This is a genomic window from Cronobacter sp. HA18006, from assembly GCF_011605445.1.
GTDB classification, from domain to species: Bacteria; Pseudomonadota; Gammaproteobacteria; order Enterobacterales; family Enterobacteriaceae; genus Cronobacter; species Cronobacter sakazakii.
The window spans coordinates 438,191-462,321 of record NZ_JAANQB010000020.1; the positions used below are offsets into that span (position 1 = coordinate 438,191).

A 24,131-nucleotide genomic window follows, 5' to 3' on the forward strand; every position below is an offset into this window, starting at 1 on the left:
TGATAAGCCGCTTTATCTCTCTTTAAGGAAAGGATCGTTATGAATTTTCTTGCCCATCTGCATCTGGCGCATCTGGCGCAAAGTTCGCTGCCCGGCAATCTGATGGCGGACTTCGTGCGCGGCAAACCGGATGAGCTCTACCCGGCGGATGTCGTGGCGGGAATTTACATGCACCGGCGCGTGGATGTGCTGACCGATAACCTGCCGGAAGTGCGCGAGGCGCGCGAGTGGTTCCGCCCGGAAACCCGCCGCGTGGCACCGGTCACGCTGGATGTCATGTGGGATCACTTTCTCTCGCGCCACTGGCCGCAAATCTCACCGGAGATCCCGCTTGCGGAATTTATCGCGCACGCGCACGCCCAGATTTTACCGACGCTGCCCGACGCGCCGGAGCGCTTTGTGAACCTTAACAACTACCTCTGGCGCGAGCGCTGGATGGAGCGCTACCGCGAAATGGACTACATCGCCCGCGTGCTTAACGGCATGGCGACCCGACGGCCGAAACTCGCGGCCCTGCGCGACTCCTGGGACGATCTCAATACCCATTACGCCGCGCTGGAGCGCCAGTTCTGGCGCTTTTATCCGCGCATGATGGCGATGGCGCGCGAGCAAACGCTCTGATTACGCCGCTTTTTCGCCGCGAATCTCGCGCCACAGCCGCCAGGCGAGCAGCAGCAGCCCGGCGGCGCCCGCCAACAGCACAGCCCAGATAATCCAGGTATAGAACGCGTTGCGCTGCGCGCTGGCATCTTTGGCCGTCAGCCGCGCGTCGCCGCCGAGCGTCACCGCTTTTACCGCCTGCGCGTAAGGCAGCATCTCCGGATCGTGAGAGCCCGGCACCAGCGTTTGTAGCTCCAGCGCCTGCGTTTTAGCGGCTCCATTGCCCCAGGCGAGCAGGAACGGACCGCTGCCCTGGGCATTAAACACCAGCGTTTTTTCGTCGCGCTCGCCGGTCACTTCCGGGAAAGTGTCGCCAAAGCGCTGGTTCACCGCCCGCACGCGGAGCGCGGAAATCAGCTCGCCGTGCAGCGGCAGCGTCACCGCCGGGCTCTCCGGCAGGCGATAAATAACCGTGCGGGCGAGCGGCTGCCACGCCATGTTATCCGCGCTGCGATAGTCAATCTCCACCGGCACAACGGCGTTCTCAAGCTGCGGGCGCAGCGTCAGGGCATCGAATGGCTGTGGCCGCGCCCAGCGATAGACGGCGGTGTTATCGTTTTCTTTCTCGCCATGCGCGGCAAGCGTGACGCGCCGAGGCTGTACGTGCGGTGCCTGCCACAGCCCGGTAGCCGAGGTAAAATCAATCGGCGCGCTGGCGTTTTTCACCACTACCAGCAGGTATTTCGCGCCAAAGAGCGACGGCGCACCGCTGAAATCCACCGTGTTCTGCAACAGCCGCTGATTGCCGGAGGCTAAATCCAGCAGCGGCGCATCCGCGATGATCGGCTGCCAGTCACGCATCGTCTCGCTCGCGAGCACGTCCACGCGCGCCTGCCAGCCGTTAACCTGTTGTGGCCACGCCAGTTGCAGCTGTGTCAGTGCGCGCTCGCCGTTGTTCTCGCCAAGCGGGATCAGCCAGCTGGCGCTCAGTTGCTCTACCGGCGCGTTTTCCATGCGGATCTGCACGCCGGACGGCGAGGTTAACAGCACCGTGCGCTGCTCTTCTTCGCTGGTTTTAACCGGCTGTGCGTCAAGCCTGTAGACCGTCAGCGGCGCGCGTTGCGGCGCAGGCGCGGGCGGCGTGGTGGTGTCGAGCGCAAAAGGCAGGCTTGCGCCCTGCGCATTAAACACGCGAATATCGCGCAGATCCGGCCAGGCGCTCTGCGAATAGACGGCCTCCGGCAGCGGCAGTCGATACCACGGCGACTGCCCTTCCACCGCAAGTTCCACACCGCGCGCATAATCCTGCGGACGCTCGGCGCGAGAAGTGTCGTCACTGGCCGCGCACGTTGCGGCAAACGCCCAGACAAGGGCCACCCATAACTGTTTCATTCTGCCTCTCCCTGACGGGCGTTAACTGGCCGCGCCGCTTTCGGCGGCAGCGGTGAGAAATAACCGACAATCAGCACCAGCACCGCGACGCCGATAAACGCCACGGCGCGCGCAAGACCACCGCCGCCTGCGCTGTCCACCAGCATCAGCTTCACAATCACCACGCCGAGCAGGCCCGCGCCGCAGAACCAGCCCTGACGCGCGCCTTTACGCGTGGCGCTCACCATCACCAGCAGCGCCAGCAGCATCCAGAGCAGCGCAAATGTGGTCTGGACCAGACGAGAATCCCACAGCGCGTCGAACTGCCACGGAATATCCCCGATCCACGCGAGCGTACGCAGCACCAGCCCATTGCCCCACCAGAACAGCAGCGCATACCAGACGAGCGGCGCCCACGGCTGCGCCTGCTGTAACAGCGGCGACCAGAAGCGCGTAAGCCGCCGCCACCAGCCCAGCACCGCCAGCAGCGCGAAACCTGCGCCAAGCTCAAGCGGGTTGATCAGCGGCAGGTATGGCCAGTCGATTGTTACGCCCCTCATCAGGTTGCCCGCAAGCAGTAAGAACACCAGTACGGGCGCGACCGGCAACAGCCCCGGCCCGCTGTAAAGCGCAGGCCACTGCGCGCACGGCCACAGGCCGCGCCGGATCGCGCCGTTCACCAGCAACACAATAGCGGCGCTGACGGCGAGGATAATGCCGGTCTGCCACGCCTCGCTGCCCCACGGCAGGCTGTCGGTAAACCACCAGGTTTCCGCGCCAGCGGCAAGGAGCAGCATCCAGAACAGCGACAGATGCAGCGCCTGCTGAAGGCGAACCGGCAACGCGCTGGCATCACGGCGCAGCAGCCAGAGCGCGCACGGCAGCGCCAGACACCAGACGAGGCTGTGCCAGCCCGCCAGCACCAGCGCACCGTCAATAACGATGTGACAAGCCAGCATCAGCGCCATGCCCGGCCACAGCAGCCAGACGGCGTAAGCGAGCTCCGGCCACGCCGCTTTGCGCGATGCGGCGCGCCACAGCAAGGCGGAGAGCGTCAGCAGCGCAAGCGCCAGGGCAAGCCCGGTGGAGATATCCGTAAACGCCCAGCGGGCAGTCTGCAGCAGCGCCACCAGCCAGAAGGCGATGCCCGCGCCAAGATGCGCCCGGCTCACCTGCCGCTGCGGTTCTCGCCACAGCCAGCCGCCCGCCAGCCAACAGAGCGCCAGCACCGCGCTGATAAACGCCGCGTTAAGCAGCGTAATACCATCAACCCATGCGTAAACAGCGCTGGCCGCCGCAAGCGTCAGCAGCGCGCTGCCGCTGTAGCTCATCCGACGCTGCGTCTGCTGCATGCCAAACCACAGCAGCCCCAGCCCTTCCAGCGCCCAGGCAAGCGCCGTCCAGCGGGCCGACAGCGCCAGCGGAATAGCGAGCGTGACAAACGTACCGCCGAGCGCCAGCCCGCCCAGCGCCAGTATCCGCCCCTCCTGCGGATAGTGACGCAGCGCGGCGCGCGCGAGCAGCAAATAGACCAGCCCGAAGCCGAGCGCCGAAAACGCCGGGCCATACGTCCAGTGGCGGGTAATCGCATACTGCATCCCAAAGCCGACCAGCGGCGGCGCAAACAGCATCACGCCGTCGACGATTTTCTTGCGCCCCTGCGCGCGCAGCGACAGCGCCACGCAGACCACGCCGAAGAGCAGAACATTGGCGATGAGAAAGAGCTGGCAGCTGAGCCACTCGTCCGGCTGATAGCCGTTGATGCCCCACAGGCCCGCCACGCCAAAGGTAAACAGCAGGCCAAGCAGATTAAGCTCGCGCCAGTGCTGCCAGACGCTGACGGCGGCGATGCCCACCGACAACAGCAGATAGAACGAGAAAAGCGCGATGTGATTGCCGCCGCCAGTTGAGAGCAGCAGCGGCGCGAGATAGCCGCCGAGACTCGCCAGCATCGCGAGGCTTAACGCCCGTTGCAGCACGGCCAGCGCGACGCTCGCGGCGCACACCACCAGCATCAGGCCGAAGGCGAGCGGCATCGGCAGCATCTGCCAGAGCCGGAACGCGCCGAAAATCGTGATATAGAGCGCGCCCACCGCGCCGCCCTGAAGGATGAGCGCATAGACCGGCGTTTTGTGGCGCAGCCGCCAGCCGAACGCCAGCAGCACCAGCGCGGCGACGCCCGCGCCCGCCACGCGCAGCTCAAGCGGCAGCAGATCGCGCTCAACGCTGTAGCGCAGCAGGAAGGAAATCCCTAAAAAGAGAAGAATGACACCGATTTTGGCGAGCGGGTTGCCCTGCATAAACCAGCGCGTCAGGCTGGTGATAAGCCCGCCTGACGTCGCGGCATGGCGTGGTTCCGGCGCGGGTTCCTCGCGGCGCGGCGTGGCGACGGATGCAGGCGCTTTCGCCGCGTTGCGCACCGCCTGCGACCAGACCGGCGGCGCGTCCGCAGGCGGCTGCGGTTCAGGCTCCGGCGCTGCCGCGGTTTCAGGCACCGGTTCAGGTTCTGGCGCGACAAACACGGGCGCAGGCTCCGGCGCAGGCGTTGCCACTGGCGCGGTTTCCACACCCGGCGGCGCAGACGCCGCGGCAAGCCGCGCTTCCAGCGTCTCTATGCGATTACGCAGGCGATGAAGTTCGGTTTCGTTACGCGCGCTGCGTTTTAGCGCCATGATGGCTATCACCGGCACCACAACCACGCAGAAGAGCGCAATCAGAGCAGCAAATACAAAAATCTCATCCATTGATTTCAGACCCTGCGGCAGAAGTGCGGCTACTTTCCCATATCTGAATGAAAAGCGGTATTCCTTTACCGCGTTTCGTTACGCTTATCGCGAATGCAGAATCACCGCCGCGCCTGCGGCGAGCCGCAGCGTCTGCCCTTCCAGCGCGGCGTCGCCCTCTTCACGCGTCCAGGCCCGGTCATCAAGGAGCGGCGAGAACGGCAGTGTGATTTCACAAGCCGCGCCGCGGTTCAGCGCCACCAGCACCCGCTCCTGCCGGAAGACACGCGTAAACACAAAGACGTCGCCTTTCGCATACACCACCTGGCATGCGCCGGAACGCAGCGCCCGGCTGCGGTGGCGCAGGCGCGCGAGCCGCTGATAGAGCGCCAGCAGCTCGCCGTCCTGCTGTGTTTTATCCCACGGGAACGGCTGGCGGCAGAACGGATCGTTACCGCCTTCCACGCCCACTTCATCGCCATAGAAAACGCACGGCACGCCGGGCCAGCAGAAAAGCCACACCGCCGCCGCCCTGATGCGCGCCGGGTCGCCTTTGGCGACCGTTTTAAAACGCGCGGTGTCATGGCTGTCGAGCTGGTTAAACATTCGCAACTGCTGCTCGTGCGAGAGCGCGGCGCGATACTCATCCATCCACCGCGCGCAGTCGGCGGCGTCAAGCTGCTGTGGCTCAAGGCCGTGATCGACGCCCGCAAGAAAGCTCCACACCGGCGTCGTAAAGCCGCGGTAGTTCATAGCCGCATCTTCCACGTCGTTTTGCAGCCACTGGCGCGCGTCGCCGAAATGCTCACCGAAGACGAACGCCTGCGGGTTTACGGCTTTTGCCGCGCGGGTAATCCCCTCAACGTGGCGCAGGTTTGCTTTCGCGCCGCCGTTTTCACCGAGCATATGCACCACATCAAGCCGCCAGCCGTCGATGCTCCACGGCGCTTTCAGCCAGTGCTTCACCACGCTCTCTTCGCCCTGATAGATCTCCTCCACCACGCCGCGCTCGGCGAAATCGAGTTTCGGCAGGCTGTCGTAACCGAGCCAGCAGAACGCGTGACCGTCATCGGTAAAGCTATACCAGTTGCGCGTCGGCGAATCCGGGTGGTGGCAGGCGCCGTCCGTGCCGTGATTGTGGCGATCGAACCACGGATGCGTATCGCCGGTGTGGTTAAAGACGCCGTCCAGAATCAGGCGCATATTCGCCTCGCGCGTTTTTTCACGCAGGCGCAGCAGCGCTTCATCCCCGCCGAACTGCGGATCGACATGGCGATAATCGGCGGTGTCATACTTATGCACGCTCGGCGCGCTAAAGATGGGGTTAAGGTAGAGCGCCGTGACACCCAGCTTTTTGAGGTAGGGGATTTTTTCACCGATCCCGTCGAGATCGCCGCCATAAAACGTCGACCCGCCTGCCTCTGCGCTTACCGGCTCGTGCCAGTCGCGCAGGATAATGTCGTGCCCCTGAGCGTGGTGATAGTAGATGTTGTCCTGCTGCGCCCCGCGCGGCGTGCTGCGGGCGAAGCGGTCAGGGAAGATCTGGTAGAAGACCTGATCCTGCACCCACTGCGGGCCGTCATCCGGCGCGTCGATGGCGAAGAGCGCCAGCCGGGCGGGCGGAAACTCGCTCAGCCCCAGCGGGCTGAACCACTGCTGGCGATCGCCCCATAATAGCTTAAAGCAGTAGCGGCGACGCGGCTGGCCATCGCCGAGCGGAATGCTCGCCTGCCACGCGCTGACCTGAGGATGCGGCGCGGCGGCCAGGCGCTTCATCTCAAATGGCGTTTCTTCGTTATCGCGCTCGTAACGCAGTACGACCTTTTCCGGCAGCGCGTCGCCCGCAAGCCAGAGGGTGATCAGTAATTTCTCCCCCTGCCGGTGAATAAAGGGCGCAACGGGGAGATGCCAGGCATTCAACATACACTTTGATCCTTAATCGACAGAAAACAGGCGCATCTTTCCATACGGGCAACCGCGCGCCTTCCTCATTCTGGATTTTATTGGGGGAGGAGACGGGAGGCGGAGAAACGACGTTGATCGTAGAGCGAAAATGACATCCCCGCCAGGCGGCGGGGATGAGAGGGCGCGTTATGCGGAAAGTCGGGCGTCGCGGCGGCGTTTAAACACCCAGCCCACCAGCAGCAGCGCAATCCACGCGAAACCGACGTAGAGCGAAATGCGGGTATCGGGGTGATAGCCAATCAGCGCGATGATAAACGCCAGGAAAATCAGGCCGACGATAGTCGTCGCCACGCCGCCCGGCACTTTGAATTTCAGCGCCTTGACTTCATCCGCGCTCAGGCGACGACGGAACGCCACCTGCGAGAGCAGGATCATTATCCAGACCCAGACGGTCGCAAAGGTCGCGAGTGACGCAATCACCAGGAAGACGTTTTCCGGCATGATGTAGTTGAGGTACACCGCCAGCAGCATCGCAAAGCACATCACGACCACCGTCACCCACGGAATGCCGCGCCGCGAGGTTTTGGCGAACACTTTCGGCGCGCTGCCCTGCTCGGCCATGCCGTGCAGCATACGGCCCACGCCAAACACATCGCTGTTAATCGCCGACAGCGAGGCCGTCAGCACCACGAAATTCAGAATGCCCGCCGCAACGGTGATCCCCATATGCTGGAAAGTGAGCACAAACGGGCTGCCGTTGGTGCCGACTTCATTCCACGGGTAAATAGACATAATCACGAACAGCGTGCCGACGTAAAACACCAGAATACGCAGCGGCACAGAGTTAATGGCGCGCGGAATGGATTTGGCCGGATCTTTCGCTTCACCGGCGGTGATGCCGATAATCTCGATGCCGCCGTAGGCGAACATCACCATTTGCAGCGCCATGACGGTGCCAATCCAGCCGTTCGCGAAGAAGCCGCCGTTACTCCAGAGATTATGGATGCCGGTCGGCTGACCGCCGTTGCCGATACCCCAGACAATGATGCCGATACCGGCCGCGATCATGATGATAATGGTGGCGACTTTAAAGAACGAGAACCAGAACTCCAGCTCGCCGAAGACTTTCACGCTCATCAGGTTAATGGCGCAGATGATAAGCACCACGCTCAGCACCCAGACCCAGTGCGGCACCGTCGGGAACCAGACGCCCATATAGATGCCGAACGCGGTGACGTCGGCAATGGCGACAATCAGAATTTCAAAGCAGTAGGTCCAGCCGGTGATATAGCCTGCAAGCGGGCCGAGGTTATCCTGCGCGTAGCGAGAAAATGAGCTCGCCGCCGGGTTATGCACCGACATTTCGCCAAGCGCGCGCATGATGATATACGCCGCCACGCCGCCGATAATGTAAGCCAGCAGTACGCTCGGACCCGCCATTTTGATGGCGTCCGCCGAGCCGTAAAACAGGCCGGTGCCAATCGCTGAACCCAGCGCCATAAAGCGGATGTGTCTTGTACTCAATCCGCGCTTGAGCTTGTTCTCGTTTTCCATCTTTCCAGTACCACGTCATACAATAAAAAACCACGGAGCCAGGCCCCGTGGTTCAACAATCAACCGACGATCAGTGAGCGGTGGTTGTCACGCTCCGTCCGGCCGCACGATCCCAGAGCGCCGCCGCCAGCGTAATCGCGACGGTCGGCAGCAGCCAGGCCAGCCCCTGATCCGCCATCGGCAGTTTCTGAGTCCAGGCCGGAAGGATACCGCTTATCGCGGAGGCTTTCACCCCATCAATCAAACCAAACAGCAGACTGACCGCCATCGCCGGGGCGATAACACGGCCCGAATTATGCCACCAGCCGCGGGTAAAGCTCAGCACAACGAGTGCGATACACGGCGGATAGATGGCCGTCAGCACCGGAATGGAGAACTGGATAAGCTGGCTTAAGCCAAGGTTCGACACCACCATCGAGAAGAGACCCAGGATAAACACCAGCGCGCGGTAAGAGAGCGGCAGATACTGCGCGAAAAACTCGGCGCAGGCGCAGGTCAGGCCGACCGCCGTCACCATGCATGCGAGGAAGATCAGCGCCGCCAGCAGGAAGCTGCCCGCGCCGCCGAAGGTATGCTGAACATAGGCATGCAGAATCGCCGCGCCGTTGGCGGACTGATCCACCAGCGTCGCGCTGTCAGAGCCCAGACGGAACAACGCCAGGTAGAGCAGCGTCAGGCCGACGCCCGCCATCAGGCCCGCGAAAATGGTGTAGCGCGTCAGCAGACGAGAATCAGACACGCCGCGCGAACGCGCCGCGTTGACGATAACAATCCCGAACACCATCGCGCCGAGCGTATCCATCGTCAGATACCCGTTCACGAAGCCGTTAGAAAACGCCGCTTTCTGATAGGCATCTGTCGCCACGCTGATATCACCCGCCGGCCAGACAATCGCCGCCACCGACAGCACCACCAGCGCGATGATTTTCAGCGGGGCCAGGAAGTTACCCACGGTATCCAGCAGTTTGCCCGGATAGAGCGACACCAGAATCACCAGCGCGAAATAGACCAGGCTGTAGATGAGCAGCGGCAGCGCGCCGTCGCCGGTGAGCGGCGCAATGCCCACTTCAAACGACACGGTCGCGGTGCGCGGCGTCGCGAACAGCGGCCCGACGGCCAGATAGCACACCGTCGCCAGCAGAATGCCCGCCACGCGGCCAATCGGATGGCTCAGGCTGTCGACGCCACCGCCAACTTTCGCTAGCGCCACCACGGTCAGCACAGGCAGACCCACGGCGGTAATAAGAAAGCCGATCGCCGCCGTCCAGACATGCGGACCGGCCTGCAAACCAACCATGGGAGGGAAAATGATATTGCCCGCGCCGACAAACAACGCAAAGGTCATAAACCCCAGTGCGATAATGTCGCGCGATTTTAAACGATGGGTCATAAGATTTACTGCCTGTGGATGTGGTGTTGAAATTGACTAATTTTTTATCGCCAGTCACCTGACGAAAACGCGGCTATTTGCAGAGCTGACAGCGGGATATGCTTCCCGATTACGCTGGCGAAGAATTGTTTTTCGATTTACCAGGTAAAAACAGTCGGTCTGGCAATAGCAGGGGCGCAATTTAAACGCTTATAACGTTTAAAGGCAAGACGGGATCGTAAAACCAGACCTTTATGCCAGATCTAAGTTTCAGAGCAGTGATAAAATCTAAAATCGTAAAAAACCTCCGGCGATTCGCGCGAGCAAAAAAGCGTCAAACGCTGTAAAAAGCGTTCAGAGATGGAGAAAAAATGAATAAGGCCAGCTTATGGCTGGCCCTGGAAAGAAAGGTTGACGAATTAAGCGTCAGAAAGCGCTTTGGCAGGCGCGGAGACGATTAATCGCTCCGGCAGGAGGAAGGAAAACGTCGTGCCTTTGCCAGGCGTACTTTCAATCTCCAGACGCGCGTCGTGGTGCGTCAGCGCATGTTTCACAATCGCAAGCCCTAACCCACTCCCACCCGTCTGGCGCGAACGCGCCTTATCCACGCGATAGAAACGCTCGGTGAGGCGCGGGATATGCTCCGCGGCGATCCCCGGCCCGGTGTCGGCCACGCTAAAGCGCGCCCCGTTCGCCACGTGCTCCCAGCGCACCGTGATGTGCGTCCCGGCAGGCGTATGGTTGACCGCGTTATACACCAGGTTTGAAATCGCGCTGCGCAACTGCTCGTCGTTGCCAAGCACTTTAAGCTGCGGATCGACCTCAAACGTGAAGGTATGCTTCTGCTGGCTCAGCGTCTGCGCCTCGCGCTCCACCACCCGCAGCATCATCGGCACGTCGATGGTTTCGTTAAGCTGCATCGCGGGCGCCGCCTCGATTTTCGAGAGCGTGAGTAGCTGTTTCACCAGCCCTTCCATGCGGAAGGTCTGCTCGCGCATGGTGTGCAGCGCTTTTTCACGCAGCGGCCCTTCGAGCGTCTGCTCGTGCATCATCTCCAGATACCCCTGCAACACGGTGAGCGGCGTGCGCAACTCATGGCTGACGTTAGCGAAGAAGTTGCGCCGCGCGCCTTCGAGCTGATGCATCTGCGTGACGTCGCGCGCCACCATTAACAGCTGATCTTCGCTGTACGGCATCACGCGAAACTCAAGATGACGCCCGTTATTGAGCACCAGATGCAATGGCCGGTTGAACTCCTTGCCGCGCAGATAACTGGTGAATTCCGGGTAGCGCAGCAGGTTTAAAATGTTCTGGCCGTTATCGTCGGGCCAGCGCAGGCCGAGAAGCTGTTGCGCAAGGCCGTTACACCAGAAGATGACGCCCTCTTCCGTGGTCAGCACCACGGCGTCCGGCAGGGATTCCGCGCCGCTGCGAAAGCGTTTGATAAGATTGCCCAGTTCGCGGCGGCGTTTTTTATTGCGCAACTGCATCTGGTGCAGGCCGTAGAGCAGCGGCTCCCAGCTCCCGCTGCCGGGCGGCGGCGTCATGCTGCGATCCACCCACAGCCACCAGGAGAGCCGCAGCAGATTCCAGAAATGCCAGATAAGCAATCCGGTCACTGCCGCCAGTAAAAACCATGCCAGATAGCCGAATATCGCCCCGAGCACCAGCGCCGGAATACAGCAGAGCAACAGCTCCAGCACCAGTCTTTTCCATGACAGCCGTTCCAGCACGCGTCACACTCCTGTTTTGGGTTTAAAAACGGGTTGAGAACCGATAACCCGTGCCGCGCACCGTCTGAACCATTCTGTCATGACCACTCTGCTCCAGCGCCTTACGCAGGCGGCGGATATGCACATCCACGGTGCGATCTTCGACATACACATTGGTGCCCCAGACGTTATTCAGCAGCTGTTCGCGGCTGTAAACGCGCTCCGGGTGCGTCATAAAGAAGTGTAACAGCTTGAATTCGGTCGGCCCCATATCAAGGGGATTTTCGCCGGTCATCACGCGGTGCGATGACGGATCGAGGCTTAAGCCCTGCATTTCGATAACTTCATCAACGGCCATCGGCGAGATACGGCGCATGACCGCTTTAATACGCGCCACCAGCTCTTTCGGGGAGAACGGTTTGGTAATGTAATCGTCAGCCCCGGTTTCCAGGCCACGCACGCGGTCTTCTTCTTCGCCGCGCGCGGTCAGCATGACGACCGGAATTTCACGGGTCAGCGCTTCGCGTTTGATATGTTTAATAAACTGGATCCCCGATCCGCCGGGCAGCATCCAGTCCAGCAAAATCAGATCGGGCCAGGGCTCATTGAGTTGATTCACCGCACTGTCATAATCTTCCGCTTCCACCGGCTGGAAGCCGTTTTGTTCCAGTACGAAACACACCATCTCGCGGATAGGTGCTTCATCTTCAACGACCAGAATACGTCTCGCCATGATTCGCCCTGTTAAATAAAGTAAACAGTATGTTATGCGGCGCCATTATGCGTCAGATTTATGACAGATTTATGAAAAAGATGACCGTTAGATGACCTGTCAGCGCAGGCGGTTAAACCTGGCGGCGCGACGAAACAGGACACCCGCCGTACTGGATGTTTATAATCCCCTTCTCGCTTTTTCGCCACAGGGCATTCCATGCGTATTCTGCATACCTCAGACTGGCATCTTGGACAAAATTTTTACGCCAAAAGCCGCGCCGCCGAACATGAAGCTTTTCTCGACTGGCTGCTGGAGGCGGCGATAGCGCATCAGGTGGATGCGATTATCGTCGCGGGCGACATCTTCGATACCGGCGCGCCGCCAAGCTATGCGCGTGAGCTCTACAACCGCTTTGTGGTCAAACTCCAGGCGGCGAACTGCCCGCTTATCGTGCTTGGCGGCAACCACGATTCGGTCGCGACGCTCAATGAATCCCGCGAACTGCTGGCCTGCCTCAATACCCACGTTATCGCGAGCGCGCAGCTTACGCCAGAAACGCAGGCCACGCTCCTGTACCGCCGCGACGGCGAGCCAGGTGCCGTGCTCTGCCCGGTGCCGTTTTTACGCCCGCGCGACGTACTGCGAAGCCTCAGCGGGCAGTCAGGCCGTGAAAAGCAGCAGCAACTGCTGGAAGCCATCAGCCTGCACTACCAGCAGAGCTATGAGGCCGCGTGCGCGCTTCGCGGCGAGCGTAACCTGCCGATTATCGCGACCGGCCATCTGACCACCGTCGGCGTGACCAAAAGTGACGCGGTGCGCGACATCTATATAGGCACGCTCGACGCCTTTCCGGCGGACCGCTTTCCGCCCGCCGATTATATCGCGCTCGGACATATTCACCGCGCCCAGAAAGTGGCGGGCTGCGAGCATATCCGCTACAGCGGCTCGCCGATTGCGCTGAGCTTTGATGAAACCGGCAAAGAGAAAAGCGTTTATCTGGTGGAGTTTGCAGACGGCAAACTGCGCGACGTCACGGCCCTGCCGGTACCGGTCAGCCAGCCGCTGGCGGTGCTGAAAGGCAGTCTGGAATCCATTACCGCGCAGCTCGAACAGTGGCGCGACGCGCCGGATGAGCCGAAAGTCTGGCTCGATATCGAAATCGACACCGCTGAATTTCTGCATGATATGCACCGTCAGATAAGCCAGCTCACCGAAAGCCTGCCGGTGGAAGTCGTCCTTCTGCGTCGCAGCCGCGAAATGCGCGAGCGAGTGCTCGGCACGCTCAGCACCGAAACGCTCAGCGAGCTGGGGCCGGAAGAGGTGTTTGAACGCCGCATGGAGCTGGAGGCGCTTGAGGAGCCGGAGAAAGCGCGCCTGCGCACGCTCTTCGCCCGCACCCTGGAGAGCCTGCACGAGGAGGACGAGGCATGAAAATCTTAACCCTGCGGCTAAAAAACCTGAACTCCCTTAAAGGCGAATGGAAAATCGACTTTACCGCCGAACCGTTCGCGAGCAACGGGCTCTTCGCCATTACCGGCCCGACCGGCGCGGGCAAAACCACGCTGCTCGACGCCATCTGCCTTGCGCTCTACCACCGCACGCCGCGCCTGAACGCGCTGTCGCAAAGCCAGAATGACCTGATGACGCGCGACACCGCCGAGTGTCTGGCGGAAGTGGAGTTTGAAGTCAAAGGCGTCGCCTGGCGCGCCTTCTGGAGCCAGAGCCGCGCGCGCGGCCAGCCGGACGGTAACTTGCAGGCGCCGCGCGTGGAGCTGGCGCGCTGCGAAGACGGCAAAATCGTCGCCGATAAAATCAAAGACAAACTCGACAGAATTGCCGCGCTGACGGGGCTGGATTACGACCGTTTCACCCGTTCGATGATGCTCTCGCAGGGGCAGTTTGCCGCGTTTCTCAATGCCGAAGCCAAAGCGCGCGCCGAACTGCTGGAAGAGCTGACCGGTACCGAAATCTACGGCCAGGTCTCGGCGCGTATTTTCGAACAGCATAAAGAAGCCCGTAGCCAGCTTGAGAAGCTTGAATCGCAGGCGCAGGGTGTGCGGCTGCTGGACGAAGCGCAACGGGAAAGCTTAACCACAGGTTTGCAGGCGCTTACTGACGAGGAAAAAACGCTGCTTGCCCGCCAGCGCCAGTTACAGCAAGAACACCTGTGGCTGACGCAGCGTACCGCGCTTGCCAGCGCGCTCGACGCGGCGCGCCATGCCGCAGCGGCGGCAGATCAAGCGCTACAGGCCGCCGCGCCGGACCTCGCGCGGCTTGAAGCGGCGCTACCGGCGGAAAAATTGCGCCCGGCCTGGCTGCGCTGTCAGGAGCTGGAAACCGCCCTTACCGCCACCGGTCGTCAGCATGAAGAAGTAAGCGTTCGCTTACAGGAAAGCCAGCAGCGCCGCCGGGAAATCCGCCAGGCCGCCGCGCAACAGGCGCAGGCGCAGACGGCAGAACTCACGCAACTCGGTCAGTGGCTGACGGAGCATGACCGCTTTCGCCTCTGGAGCAGCGAGCTCGCGGGCTGGCGCGCGGTGCTGGCGCAGCAGAAACGCGACCGCGACCAGCTACGCGCGCTGAACGAGACGCTCGACGCCACCCGCCGCAAGCGCGACGCGCTGCCGGACGCCGGGCTTACGCTTTCGCCGGAGGACGCCGCGCAGGCGCTGGCGCAGCTTAACGAGCAGCGCCCGCTGCGCCAGAAGCTTGCAACGCTCCAGTCATCCTTTGCGCCCCTGACGCGCCGTAAAACGCGCCTGCAGGAGACGAACAGCGCGCTGCAAACGCAAATTCAGCACGCCGAACAGCAGCTGGCGAAAAAGCGTCAGGATTACAAAACCAAACAACAGGAGGTGGAGCGCGCGAAAGCGATCTGCGATCTGGAACAGCGTATCGCAAGCCTCGTTGAGGAGCGCGCGCGCCTGCAACCCGGCAGCCCCTGCCCGCTGTGCGGCGCGACCGAGCACCCGGCCGTGGAGGCGTATCAGGCGCTGAAGCCCGACGCGAGCCGCCTGCGTCTTGCGCAACTGGAGCAGGAGAAAGAGCAGCTCGGCACCGAGGGCGCGGCGCTGCGCGGCCAGCTCGATGCGCTGATGAAACAGCGCCAGCAGCAGGAAAGCGAAGCGGCAAGCCTGCTGGAAGAAGAGCAAGCGCTCACCTCACAATGGCAGACGCTCTGCGCGGCGGCAGGGCTCACCCAGACACCGGGCGACGATCTCACCCCCTGGCTTGACGAGCAGACCCGCCGCGAACAGCAGTTACACCTGCTGCGCGAGCGTCAGATGCTGGAGGCCACGCTTGAAGGCACGCAGCGTCAGGTCACATCGCTGGAAGCGGCCTGGCAGACGCAGCAGGCGGCGCTGCGCGACCAGCTTGACGCCTTCGCCCTGCCCGCCCCGGATAACGACAACCCCGCGCCGTGGTTCGCCGAACGTGAAGAAGAGGCGCGCCGCTGGCAGCAAAATCACGAGCGTCAGCAGCGCCTGCGCGAACAGCTTGCCGCCTGTGAAGCGCTGCTGACCCTGCTGCCGCAGGAGGGTGATGCGCAGGCGGCGTCGCTCGCTGCAGACGACCTGCCGCGCGCGGGCCAGGAGATCCATACGCGCTGTTTATCGCTGGAAGCGCAGTGGCAGACGCTCGGCGCGCAGCTTCTCCAGGAGCGCGCGCGCTACCAGAGCGCCGTGCAGGCGTTTGAGGCGGCGCTCGCCGCAAGCCCGTTTGCGGACAAAGCGGCGTTTCTCGCCGCCCTGCTGGACGACGCCGCCCGCAGCCAGCTCGAAGCGCAAAAACAGCGGCTGGAGCGCGAGCGCGAAACGCAGCACACGCTGCTTGCGCAGGCACAGCAGGCGCTGGAGCGCCACCTGGGCGCGCGCCCGGAATCGTTGGATGAACAGGCTGATGCTCAGCAGAGCGAAGCCGCGCTCGCGGCGGTCACGGAGCAACTGCGCGATAACACCACGCGCCAGGGGGAACTGCGCCAGCAGTTACGCCAGGATGAAGAGAGCCGTACGCAACTGGCAGCGCTTCTTGGGCAGATTGACGAGGCCAGGCGCGAGGCCGACGAATGGGGCCAGCTAAACCATCTGGTCGGCTCGCAGAAAGGCGATAAATTCCGTAAGTTCGCACAAGGGCTGACGCTGGATAATCTGGTCTGGCTGGCCAATAACCAGTTGACGCGCCTGCATGGCCGCTACCTGCTTAAACGCAAGCTGAGTGAGGATCTGGAGCTGGAAGTCGTCGACACCTGGCAGGCGGACGCGGTGCGCGACACCCGCACGCTCTCCGGCGGCGAAAGCTTCCTGGTGAGTCTCGCGCTGGCGCTGGCGCTCTCGGATCTGGTGAGCCATAAAACCCGCATCGATTCGCTGTTTCTGGATGAGGGCTTCGGCACGCTGGACGCCCAGACGCTTGATACGGCGCTGGATGCCCTTGACGCGCTGAACGCCAGCGGCAAAACCATCGGCGTCATCAGCCATGTGGAGGCGATGAAAGAGCGTATCCCGGTGCAGATCAAGGTCAGAAAGATTAACGGCCTTGGCGTGAGCCGCCTGGCGCGCGAGTATCAGGTCGATTAAGGCCGATAAAAAGGGGCGTTGCGCCCCTTTCTTTTTATATTAACGTACCACCGGCCAGAGCCACGCCGCACCGCGCACGCCGCTCGAATCGCCATGCACCGCTTTGCGCACCGGCGTTTCGCACTCGCCGCCAAACACCCAGTGTTTCATCAGCGGCGGCACGGTTTTATAGAGTCGGTCGACGTTGCTCATGCCACCTCCCAGCACAATCACATCCGGGTCGAGAATATTGACGATATGCGCCAGCGATTTCGCCAGCCGCATCTCGTAGCGGCTGAGCGCAAGCTCCGCCAGCGCGTCCTGCGCCTCCACCAGCCGGATGATTTCGCTGCCCTTAAGCGGCTGACCGCTTAAGCGATGATAGTCGGTCGCAAAGCCCGTGCCGGAGATAAAGGTTTCGATACAGCCCTGCTTGCCGCAATAGCACGGCACGTCTTCCCGGTAGCGCAGTTCGTCTTCATCCATCCACGGCAGCGGATTATGGCCCCACTCGCCCGCGTTGCCGTTGGCCCCGATATGGCTCATGCCGCCAAGCGCGATGCCGGAGCCGCAGCCGGTGCCGATGATGACCGCAAAGACCGTCTGCGCGCCCTTCGCCGCGCCATCGACCGCCTCCGACACGGCAAAACAGTTAGCATCGTTGGCAAGCCGCACCTCACGAGAAAGCCGCGCGCTGAGGTCTTTATCCAGCGGCTGACCGTTCAGCCACGTGGAGTTGGCGTTTTTAACGACGCCCGTATACGGCGAGAGCGTGCCCGGAATGCCGACGCCGACAGTGCCGCGCTCGCCGGTCTCTTTTTCGGCAAGCTCCACGAGACCGGCTATCGTCTCGATGGTTTGCGGGTAGTCGTCACGCGGCGTCGGCACGCGGTGGCGAAAACGCTGCTCGCCGTCATCGCCAAGCGCAATCACTTCGGTTTTGGTGCCGCCTAAATCGATCCCAATACGCACGTCTGCTTCCTCATATTCAATGACTTACCAGGAGAGTAGATAACCTGCCCGTGAAAGGCAATGAAACGCCGCGGCTGATTCGTTATCATGCCCGCTGCGTTTAACTACCAGGCCGTGGAAATTAACATGCTGTGGTTCAAAAATTTAATGGTTTACCGTTTAAACCGCGACGCCGCGCTGCGTGCGGATGAAATGGAAAAACAGTTAGCTGCGTTTACCTTCACCCCGTGCGGCAGCCAGGATATGGCGAAAACCGGCTGGGTGCCGCCCATGGGCGGCGGCAGCGACGCGCTTACCCACGCCGCCAACGGCCAGATTGTGATTTGCGCGCGCAAAGAAGAGAAAATCCTGCCTGCGCCGGTAATCAAACAGGCGCTGGAGGCGAAAATCGCCCGTCTGGAGGCCGATCAGGGCCGCAAGCTTAAAAAGACGGAAAAAGATTCGCTGAAAGATGAAGTGCTGCATTCGCTGCTGCCGCGCGCCTTCAGCCGCTTCAGCCAGACCATGATGTGGATCGATACCACCAGCGGACTTATCGTGGTGGACTGCGCCAGTGCCAAAAAAGCGGAAGATACGCTGGCGCTGCTGCGTAAAAGCCTCGGCTCGCTGCCGGTGGTGCCGCTGACGCTGGAAAACCCGATTGAGCTGACGCTCACCGAGTGGGTGCGCGCCAATAACGTGCCGCAGGGTTTTCAGCTGCTGGACGAAGCGGAGCTTAAGGCCATTCTGGAAGATGGCGGCGTGATCCGCTGTAAAAAGCAGGAGCTGGTGAGCGACGAAATCGCGGTGCATATCGAAGCAGGGAAAGTGGTCACCAAACTGGCGCTCGACTGGCAGCAGCGCGTGCAGTTTATGTTGTGCGACGACGGCTCGCTGAAACGCCTGAAATTTGCCGATGAGCTTCGCGATCAGAACGACGACATCGCCCGTGAAGATGTGGCGCAACGCTTTGACGCCGATTTCACGCTGATGACCGGCGAACTGGCGGCGCTGATCCAGAACTTAGTGGAAGCGCTGGGCGGCGAAGCCCAGCGTTAAGACGCTCGCGTCGCCCCGCCCGGGGCGGCGCGCTTACAGGTAGCGGCAGAGATAGGATGTCGGCTCGGCCACCTGCAGGTGAAACTCGCTGTGCCCAGGCACGTGAAACACCTGCCCCGCTTCATACGTTTTCCATTCGGTTTCGCCCGGCAGCAGCACATGCAGCGCGCCGCTGACCACCGTCATCTCTTCCGGCTGGGCCGTGCTAAAGGTGTACTCCCCTTCCGCCATCACGCCGACGCTTGCGCGGCCCGTGCTGCTGCTGGTGAAGCCGATAGATTTCACTTTACCGGAAAAGTATTCGTTACTCTGAAGCATAAGCAGGCCCTTACTGAAAAAATGGTTGGAAAAACAATATAGAGGGCCAGCTGGAGCGCTGTCACGCAAATTGTGACAACGGCTCAGATAAGCAGTTCGGAAGCGAGACGCGCCACCAGGACATTACTGAGTAATACCGGCACATCCAGCGCTTTTTGCAGCAGATCGCGGTGTTTTTGATGAAAGCCGAGGCAGTCGAGCAGCAATACATCCGCGCCACGCGCGAGCAGATCGCGCCCGGCACCAACCAGCTCACCTTCTGTACCGTAAAACGGGTTCGCCAGCGCGTACAGCGGCGGGTTTTCCAGCACCTGCCATTTCTGCGCCTGGATATCCATAAGCTCCGGGATCGGCACAATCACGCCCACCTGGTGCCCGTCAACAATGGAAGCGACCAGCGGCGGAATAATGCGTTCGGGCTCCAGCAGTATCGCGTTGCGCGCGCGAAGCCCCGAAAAACGCTGCGTACTCATCAGTAAAATGACGTCATAACCCTGGTTATCGAGCACTTCAATCACGCTTTGCAGCGCCCTTTCGGTTTTGGCTTTCGATACCGTCGCTTTTTCACCGTCGGCGAGCATGGTGATGATCGTCTCTTCATGGCCCGACGCGCCATAATCGTCCATCGCCTCGGCGCGCGACAGTTTCCCCATCAGGCTGATATGGGTGATGTGCTGTTCGTCGATATGTTCGGTTAACAGCGGGAGAATCTCACTGACGGGCACTACGCCGATGGTAAGTATGGCCAGAGTCGCACGCATTTTTATCGCCTTGGTTTACAGCTTCTCAAACAGTTAACGACACCTTTCGCCCGGAACTTGAGCGCAAGCGAAAGATGGATCACAAAGCGTAGCAGCTTCCGGGCCTTATCCGGAGAAAAAAGCCCTCTGCCGCTTAACAATAATCATAACGTATCGTTAACATTAGGTTTGGATGAAAGGTGTGATGCAAAGCGGTAACGACTCATTTTCGGAGTGGCGGAAAGCGCAGCGTAACGCGCGCGCTTTCCGCTGGTCGGGGTCAGGATTTGTCCGGGTCTTCGTAACGGCGCTTGGCGTCCAGCGCTTCCTGCTCGGTAGGGTGTTCACTAATAAGCGAATCAGGCTCGGGGTGATCGGCACGGAGCTGATAACTGGTGACGGTTTTGCCCGGCACGCCTTTTTCAACGGGAACCACGCGCGCTTCGCGCGGATAAGGGGGTCTGGTCGGCATAGCGCTTCCTTGTTTATCGGTCAGAAGCGTTAAGTATAGACAATCCCGTCAGTTAGCTGGCGTGGGCAACCTGCAGCGCGTCAATAATACGGGCAACAATGACCGCGGGCGCATCGGCGGCGTCAATCACATGATGGGCGCACTCGCGATAGAGCGCATCGCGCACCGCCAGCACGTCAGCGATCTCTTCCGTCACCGGCTTGCCGGTAAGCGTCGGGCGCTGCCCCGCTTCCGGGAAGGCTTCAAGCCGCTGCGCCAGTACCTCAACCGGTACGTTGAGATAAATCACCACGCCATGCGCGCGCATAAACTCGCGGTTCTCATCACGCAGCACCATGCCGCCTCCGGTCGCCACGACCGTCGCGGGCGCGGTGACCGCCTGTAACGCTTCGCTTTCACGGGCGCGAAAACCCGGCCAGCCCTCTTTCTCCACCACTTCAGCGACTGTCATCTGCGTATGTTCCCGCAGCCAGCGATCGGTATCGGTAAAGCCGTACGCCAGCGCGCGTGCCAGCGCCTCGCCGGTGGTGGTTTTTCCGCAGCCGCGCGCGCCGATTAAATAAATGGGTTGATTCATGGATGGATTACCTCGCCTTCCGCCTGCGGCGAAAGGGTTAGACAGCAGGCCGTAAGCCGTGAGTTTAACAACAAACTAGTACATAAGACAGGCGTAAATTTAAACTTACAAAAGAGTCCGGACACAGCAACATTCCGCGCAGGACAACCCTTCTTCCGTTTTAAGGGTGTAAAGCCACGATACCACTGACGGGCGTTCGTCAGGCGCGCCCACCATACTTGAAAGCGCCCACTGAACACAACCCCGCTATCCGCCGCACCCGGTTACATATTTCTTATTTCCTTTACGCGCCGGATATTTACAAGCGCCGATTTTTCTCCAGACTTAACTATTGACGCGTTCAATGACAGAGGGATGAATCATGCAATCTGAAGAGCAACGTCTGATTGACGGGCTTTTTGACCGACTCAAAGCCGCCGGTGAAAACAGCGCGCCGCGCGACGCGGACGCTGAGCGCTGGATTGAGCAGCATATGCGCAACCAGCCGGGTGCCGCCTATTACATGGCGCAAACCATTCTTATCCAGGAAGCGGCCATGAAACAGCTCAATGGCCGTATTCAGGCGCTCGAAGCGGAAGTGGCGCAGCTTAAGCAGTCGGCGAGCCGCCAGCAGAGCAGCGGCGGTTTCCTGGCTGGCCTCTTTGGCGGCAACAAGAGCGAGCCGGAAGCCCCGCGCCCGCAGGCCACGCCGCGCGGCTCCGATCCCATCCCCGGCGCGCAGCAGTACCAGAGCGCACCGCAGGCAGGCTACGCCCCGCAGCAGGCCGCCCCCCAGTATTACAATAACGCCCCACGCGGCGGCGGCTTTATGGCGGGTGCCTTGCAGACCGCCGCTGGCGTGGCGGGCGGCGTGGTGCTCGGCAATATGCTGACCAGCATGTTCAGCCACCATCAGCCGGAGGAGATCGTCAATATCATTAACGAACCCGCGCAACCGGCGGATAACAGCCCGGTCAACGCCGTTGAAGATTACAACCAGGCGGATGACAGCCAGTTCCTGAACCAGGACGCCGGGCTGCAGCAGGACAACGGCAACGACTACGTGCCTGCCAGCAGCGATGAAGACTGGAATAACGATTTCGCGGGCGATGACTTTGGCGGCGACGATTTCGGTGGTGATGACGATAACTGGGTTTAAGACTGACGCTTTTTGCCGCTGAGCCACTTATCGAGTTCAGCGGCGAATTGCTGACGGTCGCGCTGGCTTAAGGCATCCGGGCCGCCGGTCTGGATGCCGCTGGCGCGCAGCGTATCCATAAAATCGCGCATCGTCAGGCGCTCACGAATGGTGGCCTCGCTGTAGCGCTCGCCGCGTGGGTTCAGCGCCACCGCGCCTTTGGCTATCACTTCCGCTGCCAGCGGAATATCCGCCGTCACCACCAGATCGCCTGGCTCGCAGCAGCGCACAATTTCGTTATCCGCCACGTCAAAACCGGCGGGCACCTGGCGGGCGCGGATGAACTTTGACGGCGGCACGCGCAGCGGCTGGTTCGCCACCAGAATCACCGGCGTCTCGGTACGCTCGGCGGCGCGGAACAGCACTTCTTTAATCACTTTCGGACACGCATCGGCATCCACCCAGACTGGCATTACGACTCCTGATTGTCGGCGGGAATAATGGAGATTTTGCCATTTTTCTCAAGGATGGCGAATTTTATCTCTTCCAGCCGCTCGATCCCCTGGCTGGTGCGGGCCGAGCTTAAAATATCCTCCCGCGAGATCCCCGCTTTTTTCATGCGCGCCGTCAGCAGGCGGCCATTTTCCACCAGGATGAGCGGCGAGCCGTCGAGCAGCAGATCGAGTCGCGGAAACGCGTTTTTCACATAGCTCAGCAGAATATCGAGCACAATCAGCGTAATGATGGTGATCGCCGCACCGGTAAACGAGAAGTCGTTACCGAGCAGCGCCTGCTGGGTGGCTTCACTGATGATTAACAGCAGCACGAAATCAAACGAGTTCATCTCCAGCAACGTGCGGCGACCGGCGATTTTCAGCACTACCAGCAACAAAAAATACATGCCTGCGGCGCGCAATACGCTATCCATGATGTTCTCCTACGGATAAACCCACTGATTCAGATGGACCGGCGATGCGCCTTCAAGCGTCACGGTAGAGGTAACGCGCCCTGCCGACTGCGGCTGCGTCACTATCCAGACGGCGTGAGCGCCATCCGGCGTCGGCGCAAAAGTGAGCGTCAGTGAATGCTGTCCGGTATGGGTCACTACCGGCTGTGGCTGGAGCGTTTGCAGCACGAAGCGATCGGGGAAATCGCCACCGAACGCGACTGTCACCGGCTGATTTTTCGGCCCCTGAATGCGCAGCGCGAAAGGCTCATCGCTCTCGGCGCGCAGAAAACGCTGATACTCCACCGTCAGGCTTTTTTCCGGATTGGTCGCTGAGGTTTCGCTCAGCCAGCCATCGGAAAAACCGCCCAGTAGCGCAATCAACACGATTGCAAACAGCAGCCAGTTGCCGCCTTGCTGAATACGCCACTCAATGCGCTGGGCATGCATATGCTCACGCACCGGCACGTCGCGGCTGGCGCTTTCGTCAGAAACGATTTTGTCCATTCCCCACCTCCCGGTTTCAGGATAAGCGTAGCCGAAGCCTTAACGGATTGCCGGAAAGCGCGTTAAGCTATAGCCCATGTGAATCTGGACGCGATAAAACGGAGAGATGCTGTGGAAAAGAAAACAGGCTTTATCGGTTGCGGCAATATGGGCAAGGCCATTCTCAGCGGCCTGCTGACCAGCGGCCAGGCGCGGGCGGAAAACGTCTGGGTCTATACGCCATCAGAAGAGAGCCAACAGGCGCTGAAGCAGGAGTTTGGCGTGAATACCGCCTCCAGCGCGCAGGAAGTGGCCCAGGCGACGGATATCGTCTTTGGCGCGGTGAAGCCTAACATCATGCTGAAAGTCATGAGCGATATCGCCTCCAGCCTGAATAAAGACTCGCTGGTGGTTTCCATCGCCGCCGGGATCACGCTGGATCAGCTGGCAACCGTGCTGGGGCACGATCGTAAAATTATCCGCACCATGCCGAACACACCGTCGCTGGTGCAGGCCGGGATGACCTCCATCACGCCGAACGCGCTGGTTAGCGAGGAAGATATCCGGGATGTGCTCGCGATGTTCCGAAGCTTCGGCGAGGCGGAAGTGGTGGCAGAATATCTGATTCACCCGGTGGTGGGCGTCAGCGGCTCGGCCCCTGCGTATGTCTTTATGTTTATCGAAGCGATGGCCGATGCCGCCGTGCTCGGCGGTATGCCGCGCGCGCAGGCGTATAAATTCGCCGCTCAGGCGGTGATGGGCTCGGCCAAAATGGTGCTGGAAACCGGCAAACACCCGGGCGAGCTGAAAGATATGGTCTGCTCGCCGGGCGGCACCACCATCGAAGCGGTGCGGGTGCTGGAGGAGCGCGGCATGCGCGCGGCGGTGATTGAAGCGATGGCCCAGTGTATGGCCAAATCGGAAAAGCTCAGCAAGGGCTAAAAAGAAAGGGCTACGTCG

21 protein-coding genes are annotated in these 24,131 nt (G+C 61.1%); 6 read left to right on the top strand and 15 right to left on the bottom strand.

Annotation, left to right across the window (positions count from 1 at the left end; all coding sequences use genetic code 11):
• Positions 1–39: 39 nt before the first annotated feature.
• Positions 40–621 (top strand): ACP phosphodiesterase, encoded by a 582-nt coding sequence (gene acpH / locus G9X48_RS11140; RefSeq protein WP_097640792.1) that lies wholly within the window; start codon positions 40–42, stop codon positions 619–621.
• On the opposite strand, the gene G9X48_RS11145 is transcribed toward acpH, so the two are convergent.
• The 7 genes from G9X48_RS11145 to phoB all read right to left on the bottom strand — a co-directional run bounded on the left by G9X48_RS11145 (position 622) and on the right by phoB (position 11,967).
• A complete protein-coding gene (locus G9X48_RS11145; RefSeq protein WP_097640793.1) occupies positions 622–1,992 on the bottom strand; it encodes a DUF3999 family protein in 1,371 nt (456 codons plus the stop codon).
• On the bottom strand, positions 1,989–4,715 hold the full coding sequence (locus G9X48_RS11150) for a DUF2339 domain-containing protein (protein ID WP_097640794.1): 2,727 nt from the start codon (positions 4,713–4,715) through the stop codon (positions 1,989–1,991). The genes G9X48_RS11145 and G9X48_RS11150 overlap by 4 nt, the downstream gene beginning before the upstream one ends.
• Before the next feature lie 84 nt (positions 4,716–4,799).
• The gene (gene malZ / locus G9X48_RS11155; protein WP_097640795.1) at positions 4,800–6,617 is read right to left on the bottom strand and encodes a maltodextrin glucosidase; all 1,818 of its coding nucleotides are present in this window, start codon (positions 6,615–6,617) and stop codon (positions 4,800–4,802) included.
• Positions 6,618–6,785: 168 nt separating this feature from the next.
• A complete protein-coding gene (gene proY / locus G9X48_RS11160) occupies positions 6,786–8,153 on the bottom strand; it encodes a proline-specific permease ProY (protein WP_007791389.1) in 1,368 nt (455 codons plus the stop codon).
• Between the two features lie 70 nt (positions 8,154–8,223).
• Positions 8,224–9,543, bottom strand: a complete 1,320-nt coding sequence (brnQ, locus tag G9X48_RS11165; RefSeq protein WP_004387769.1) for a branched-chain amino acid transporter carrier protein BrnQ — start codon at positions 9,541–9,543, stop codon at positions 8,224–8,226.
• Positions 9,544–9,941: 398 nt separating this feature from the next.
• Entirely contained in the window at positions 9,942–11,255 is a 1,314-nt protein-coding gene (gene phoR, locus G9X48_RS11170; protein WP_007902237.1) for a phosphate regulon sensor histidine kinase PhoR, read from the bottom strand.
• Positions 11,256–11,277: 22 nt separating this feature from the next.
• Positions 11,278–11,967, bottom strand: coding sequence for a phosphate response regulator transcription factor PhoB (gene phoB, locus G9X48_RS11175; RefSeq protein ID WP_004387771.1), 690 nt, complete (start codon positions 11,965–11,967; stop codon positions 11,278–11,280).
• A 198-nt stretch (positions 11,968–12,165) separates the two neighbouring features.
• Between phoB and sbcD the strand changes: the two genes are divergently transcribed.
• Positions 12,166–13,380, top strand: coding sequence for an exonuclease subunit SbcD (sbcD, locus tag G9X48_RS11180; RefSeq protein WP_097640796.1), 1,215 nt, complete (start codon positions 12,166–12,168; stop codon positions 13,378–13,380).
• Positions 13,377–16,526, top strand: a complete 3,150-nt coding sequence (gene sbcC, locus G9X48_RS11185) for an exonuclease subunit SbcC (RefSeq protein ID WP_097640797.1) — start codon at positions 13,377–13,379, stop codon at positions 16,524–16,526. Before sbcD ends, sbcC begins: the two co-directional genes overlap by 4 nt.
• Positions 16,527–16,565: 39 nt before the next feature.
• Here sbcC and mak read toward each other — a convergent pair whose 3' ends face one another.
• Positions 16,566–17,477, bottom strand: coding sequence for a fructokinase (mak, locus tag G9X48_RS11190; protein ID WP_097640798.1), 912 nt, complete (start codon positions 17,475–17,477; stop codon positions 16,566–16,568).
• Positions 17,478–17,603: 126 nt separating this feature from the next.
• Between mak and rdgC the strand changes: the two genes are divergently transcribed.
• Positions 17,604–18,515: a recombination-associated protein RdgC gene (rdgC, locus tag G9X48_RS11195; protein WP_004386837.1), complete on the top strand. Its 912-nt coding sequence runs from the start codon at positions 17,604–17,606 to the stop codon at positions 18,513–18,515.
• Between the two features lie 33 nt (positions 18,516–18,548).
• Here the strand turns inward: rdgC and ppnP are convergent, their stop codons facing one another.
• The 4 genes from ppnP to aroL form a co-directional block, all read right to left on the bottom strand.
• Positions 18,549–18,833 (bottom strand): pyrimidine/purine nucleoside phosphorylase, encoded by a 285-nt coding sequence (gene ppnP / locus G9X48_RS11200; RefSeq protein WP_004386838.1) that lies wholly within the window; start codon positions 18,831–18,833, stop codon positions 18,549–18,551.
• A gap of 83 nt (positions 18,834–18,916) precedes the next feature.
• Complete coding sequence (locus tag G9X48_RS11205) at positions 18,917–19,594, bottom strand: AroM family protein (RefSeq protein WP_097640799.1); 678 nt, start codon at positions 19,592–19,594, stop codon at positions 18,917–18,919.
• A 259-nt stretch (positions 19,595–19,853) separates the two neighbouring features.
• On the bottom strand, positions 19,854–20,045 hold the full coding sequence (gene yaiA / locus G9X48_RS11210; RefSeq protein WP_004386841.1) for a protein YaiA: 192 nt from the start codon (positions 20,043–20,045) through the stop codon (positions 19,854–19,856).
• A 52-nt stretch (positions 20,046–20,097) separates the two neighbouring features.
• Positions 20,098–20,622, bottom strand: a complete 525-nt coding sequence (aroL, locus tag G9X48_RS11215) for a shikimate kinase AroL (RefSeq protein ID WP_085661818.1) — start codon at positions 20,620–20,622, stop codon at positions 20,098–20,100.
• A 361-nt stretch (positions 20,623–20,983) separates the two neighbouring features.
• Here aroL and G9X48_RS11220 point away from each other — a divergent pair, with 361 nt between their 5' ends.
• Positions 20,984–21,760, top strand: coding sequence for a DUF2076 domain-containing protein (locus tag G9X48_RS11220; protein WP_029039069.1), 777 nt, complete (start codon positions 20,984–20,986; stop codon positions 21,758–21,760).
• On the opposite strand, the gene G9X48_RS11225 is transcribed toward G9X48_RS11220, so the two are convergent.
• The 3 genes from G9X48_RS11225 to G9X48_RS11235 are packed head-to-tail and all read right to left on the bottom strand — an operon-like array spanning position 21,757 to position 23,192.
• Complete coding sequence (locus tag G9X48_RS11225; RefSeq protein ID WP_007865124.1) at positions 21,757–22,212, bottom strand: YaiI/YqxD family protein; 456 nt, start codon at positions 22,210–22,212, stop codon at positions 21,757–21,759. The genes G9X48_RS11220 and G9X48_RS11225 overlap by 4 nt on opposite strands.
• Positions 22,212–22,667 (bottom strand): YetF domain-containing protein, encoded by a 456-nt coding sequence (locus tag G9X48_RS11230; protein ID WP_004386845.1) that lies wholly within the window; start codon positions 22,665–22,667, stop codon positions 22,212–22,214. The genes G9X48_RS11225 and G9X48_RS11230 overlap by 1 nt, the downstream gene beginning before the upstream one ends.
• A 9-nt stretch (positions 22,668–22,676) precedes the next feature.
• Positions 22,677–23,192, bottom strand: a complete 516-nt coding sequence (locus G9X48_RS11235; protein WP_007865122.1) for a hypothetical protein — start codon at positions 23,190–23,192, stop codon at positions 22,677–22,679.
• A gap of 111 nt (positions 23,193–23,303) precedes the next feature.
• Between G9X48_RS11235 and proC the strand changes: the two genes are divergently transcribed.
• Positions 23,304–24,113: a pyrroline-5-carboxylate reductase gene (proC, locus tag G9X48_RS11240; protein WP_004386847.1), complete on the top strand. Its 810-nt coding sequence runs from the start codon at positions 23,304–23,306 to the stop codon at positions 24,111–24,113.
• Positions 24,114–24,131 lie beyond the last annotated feature (18 nt).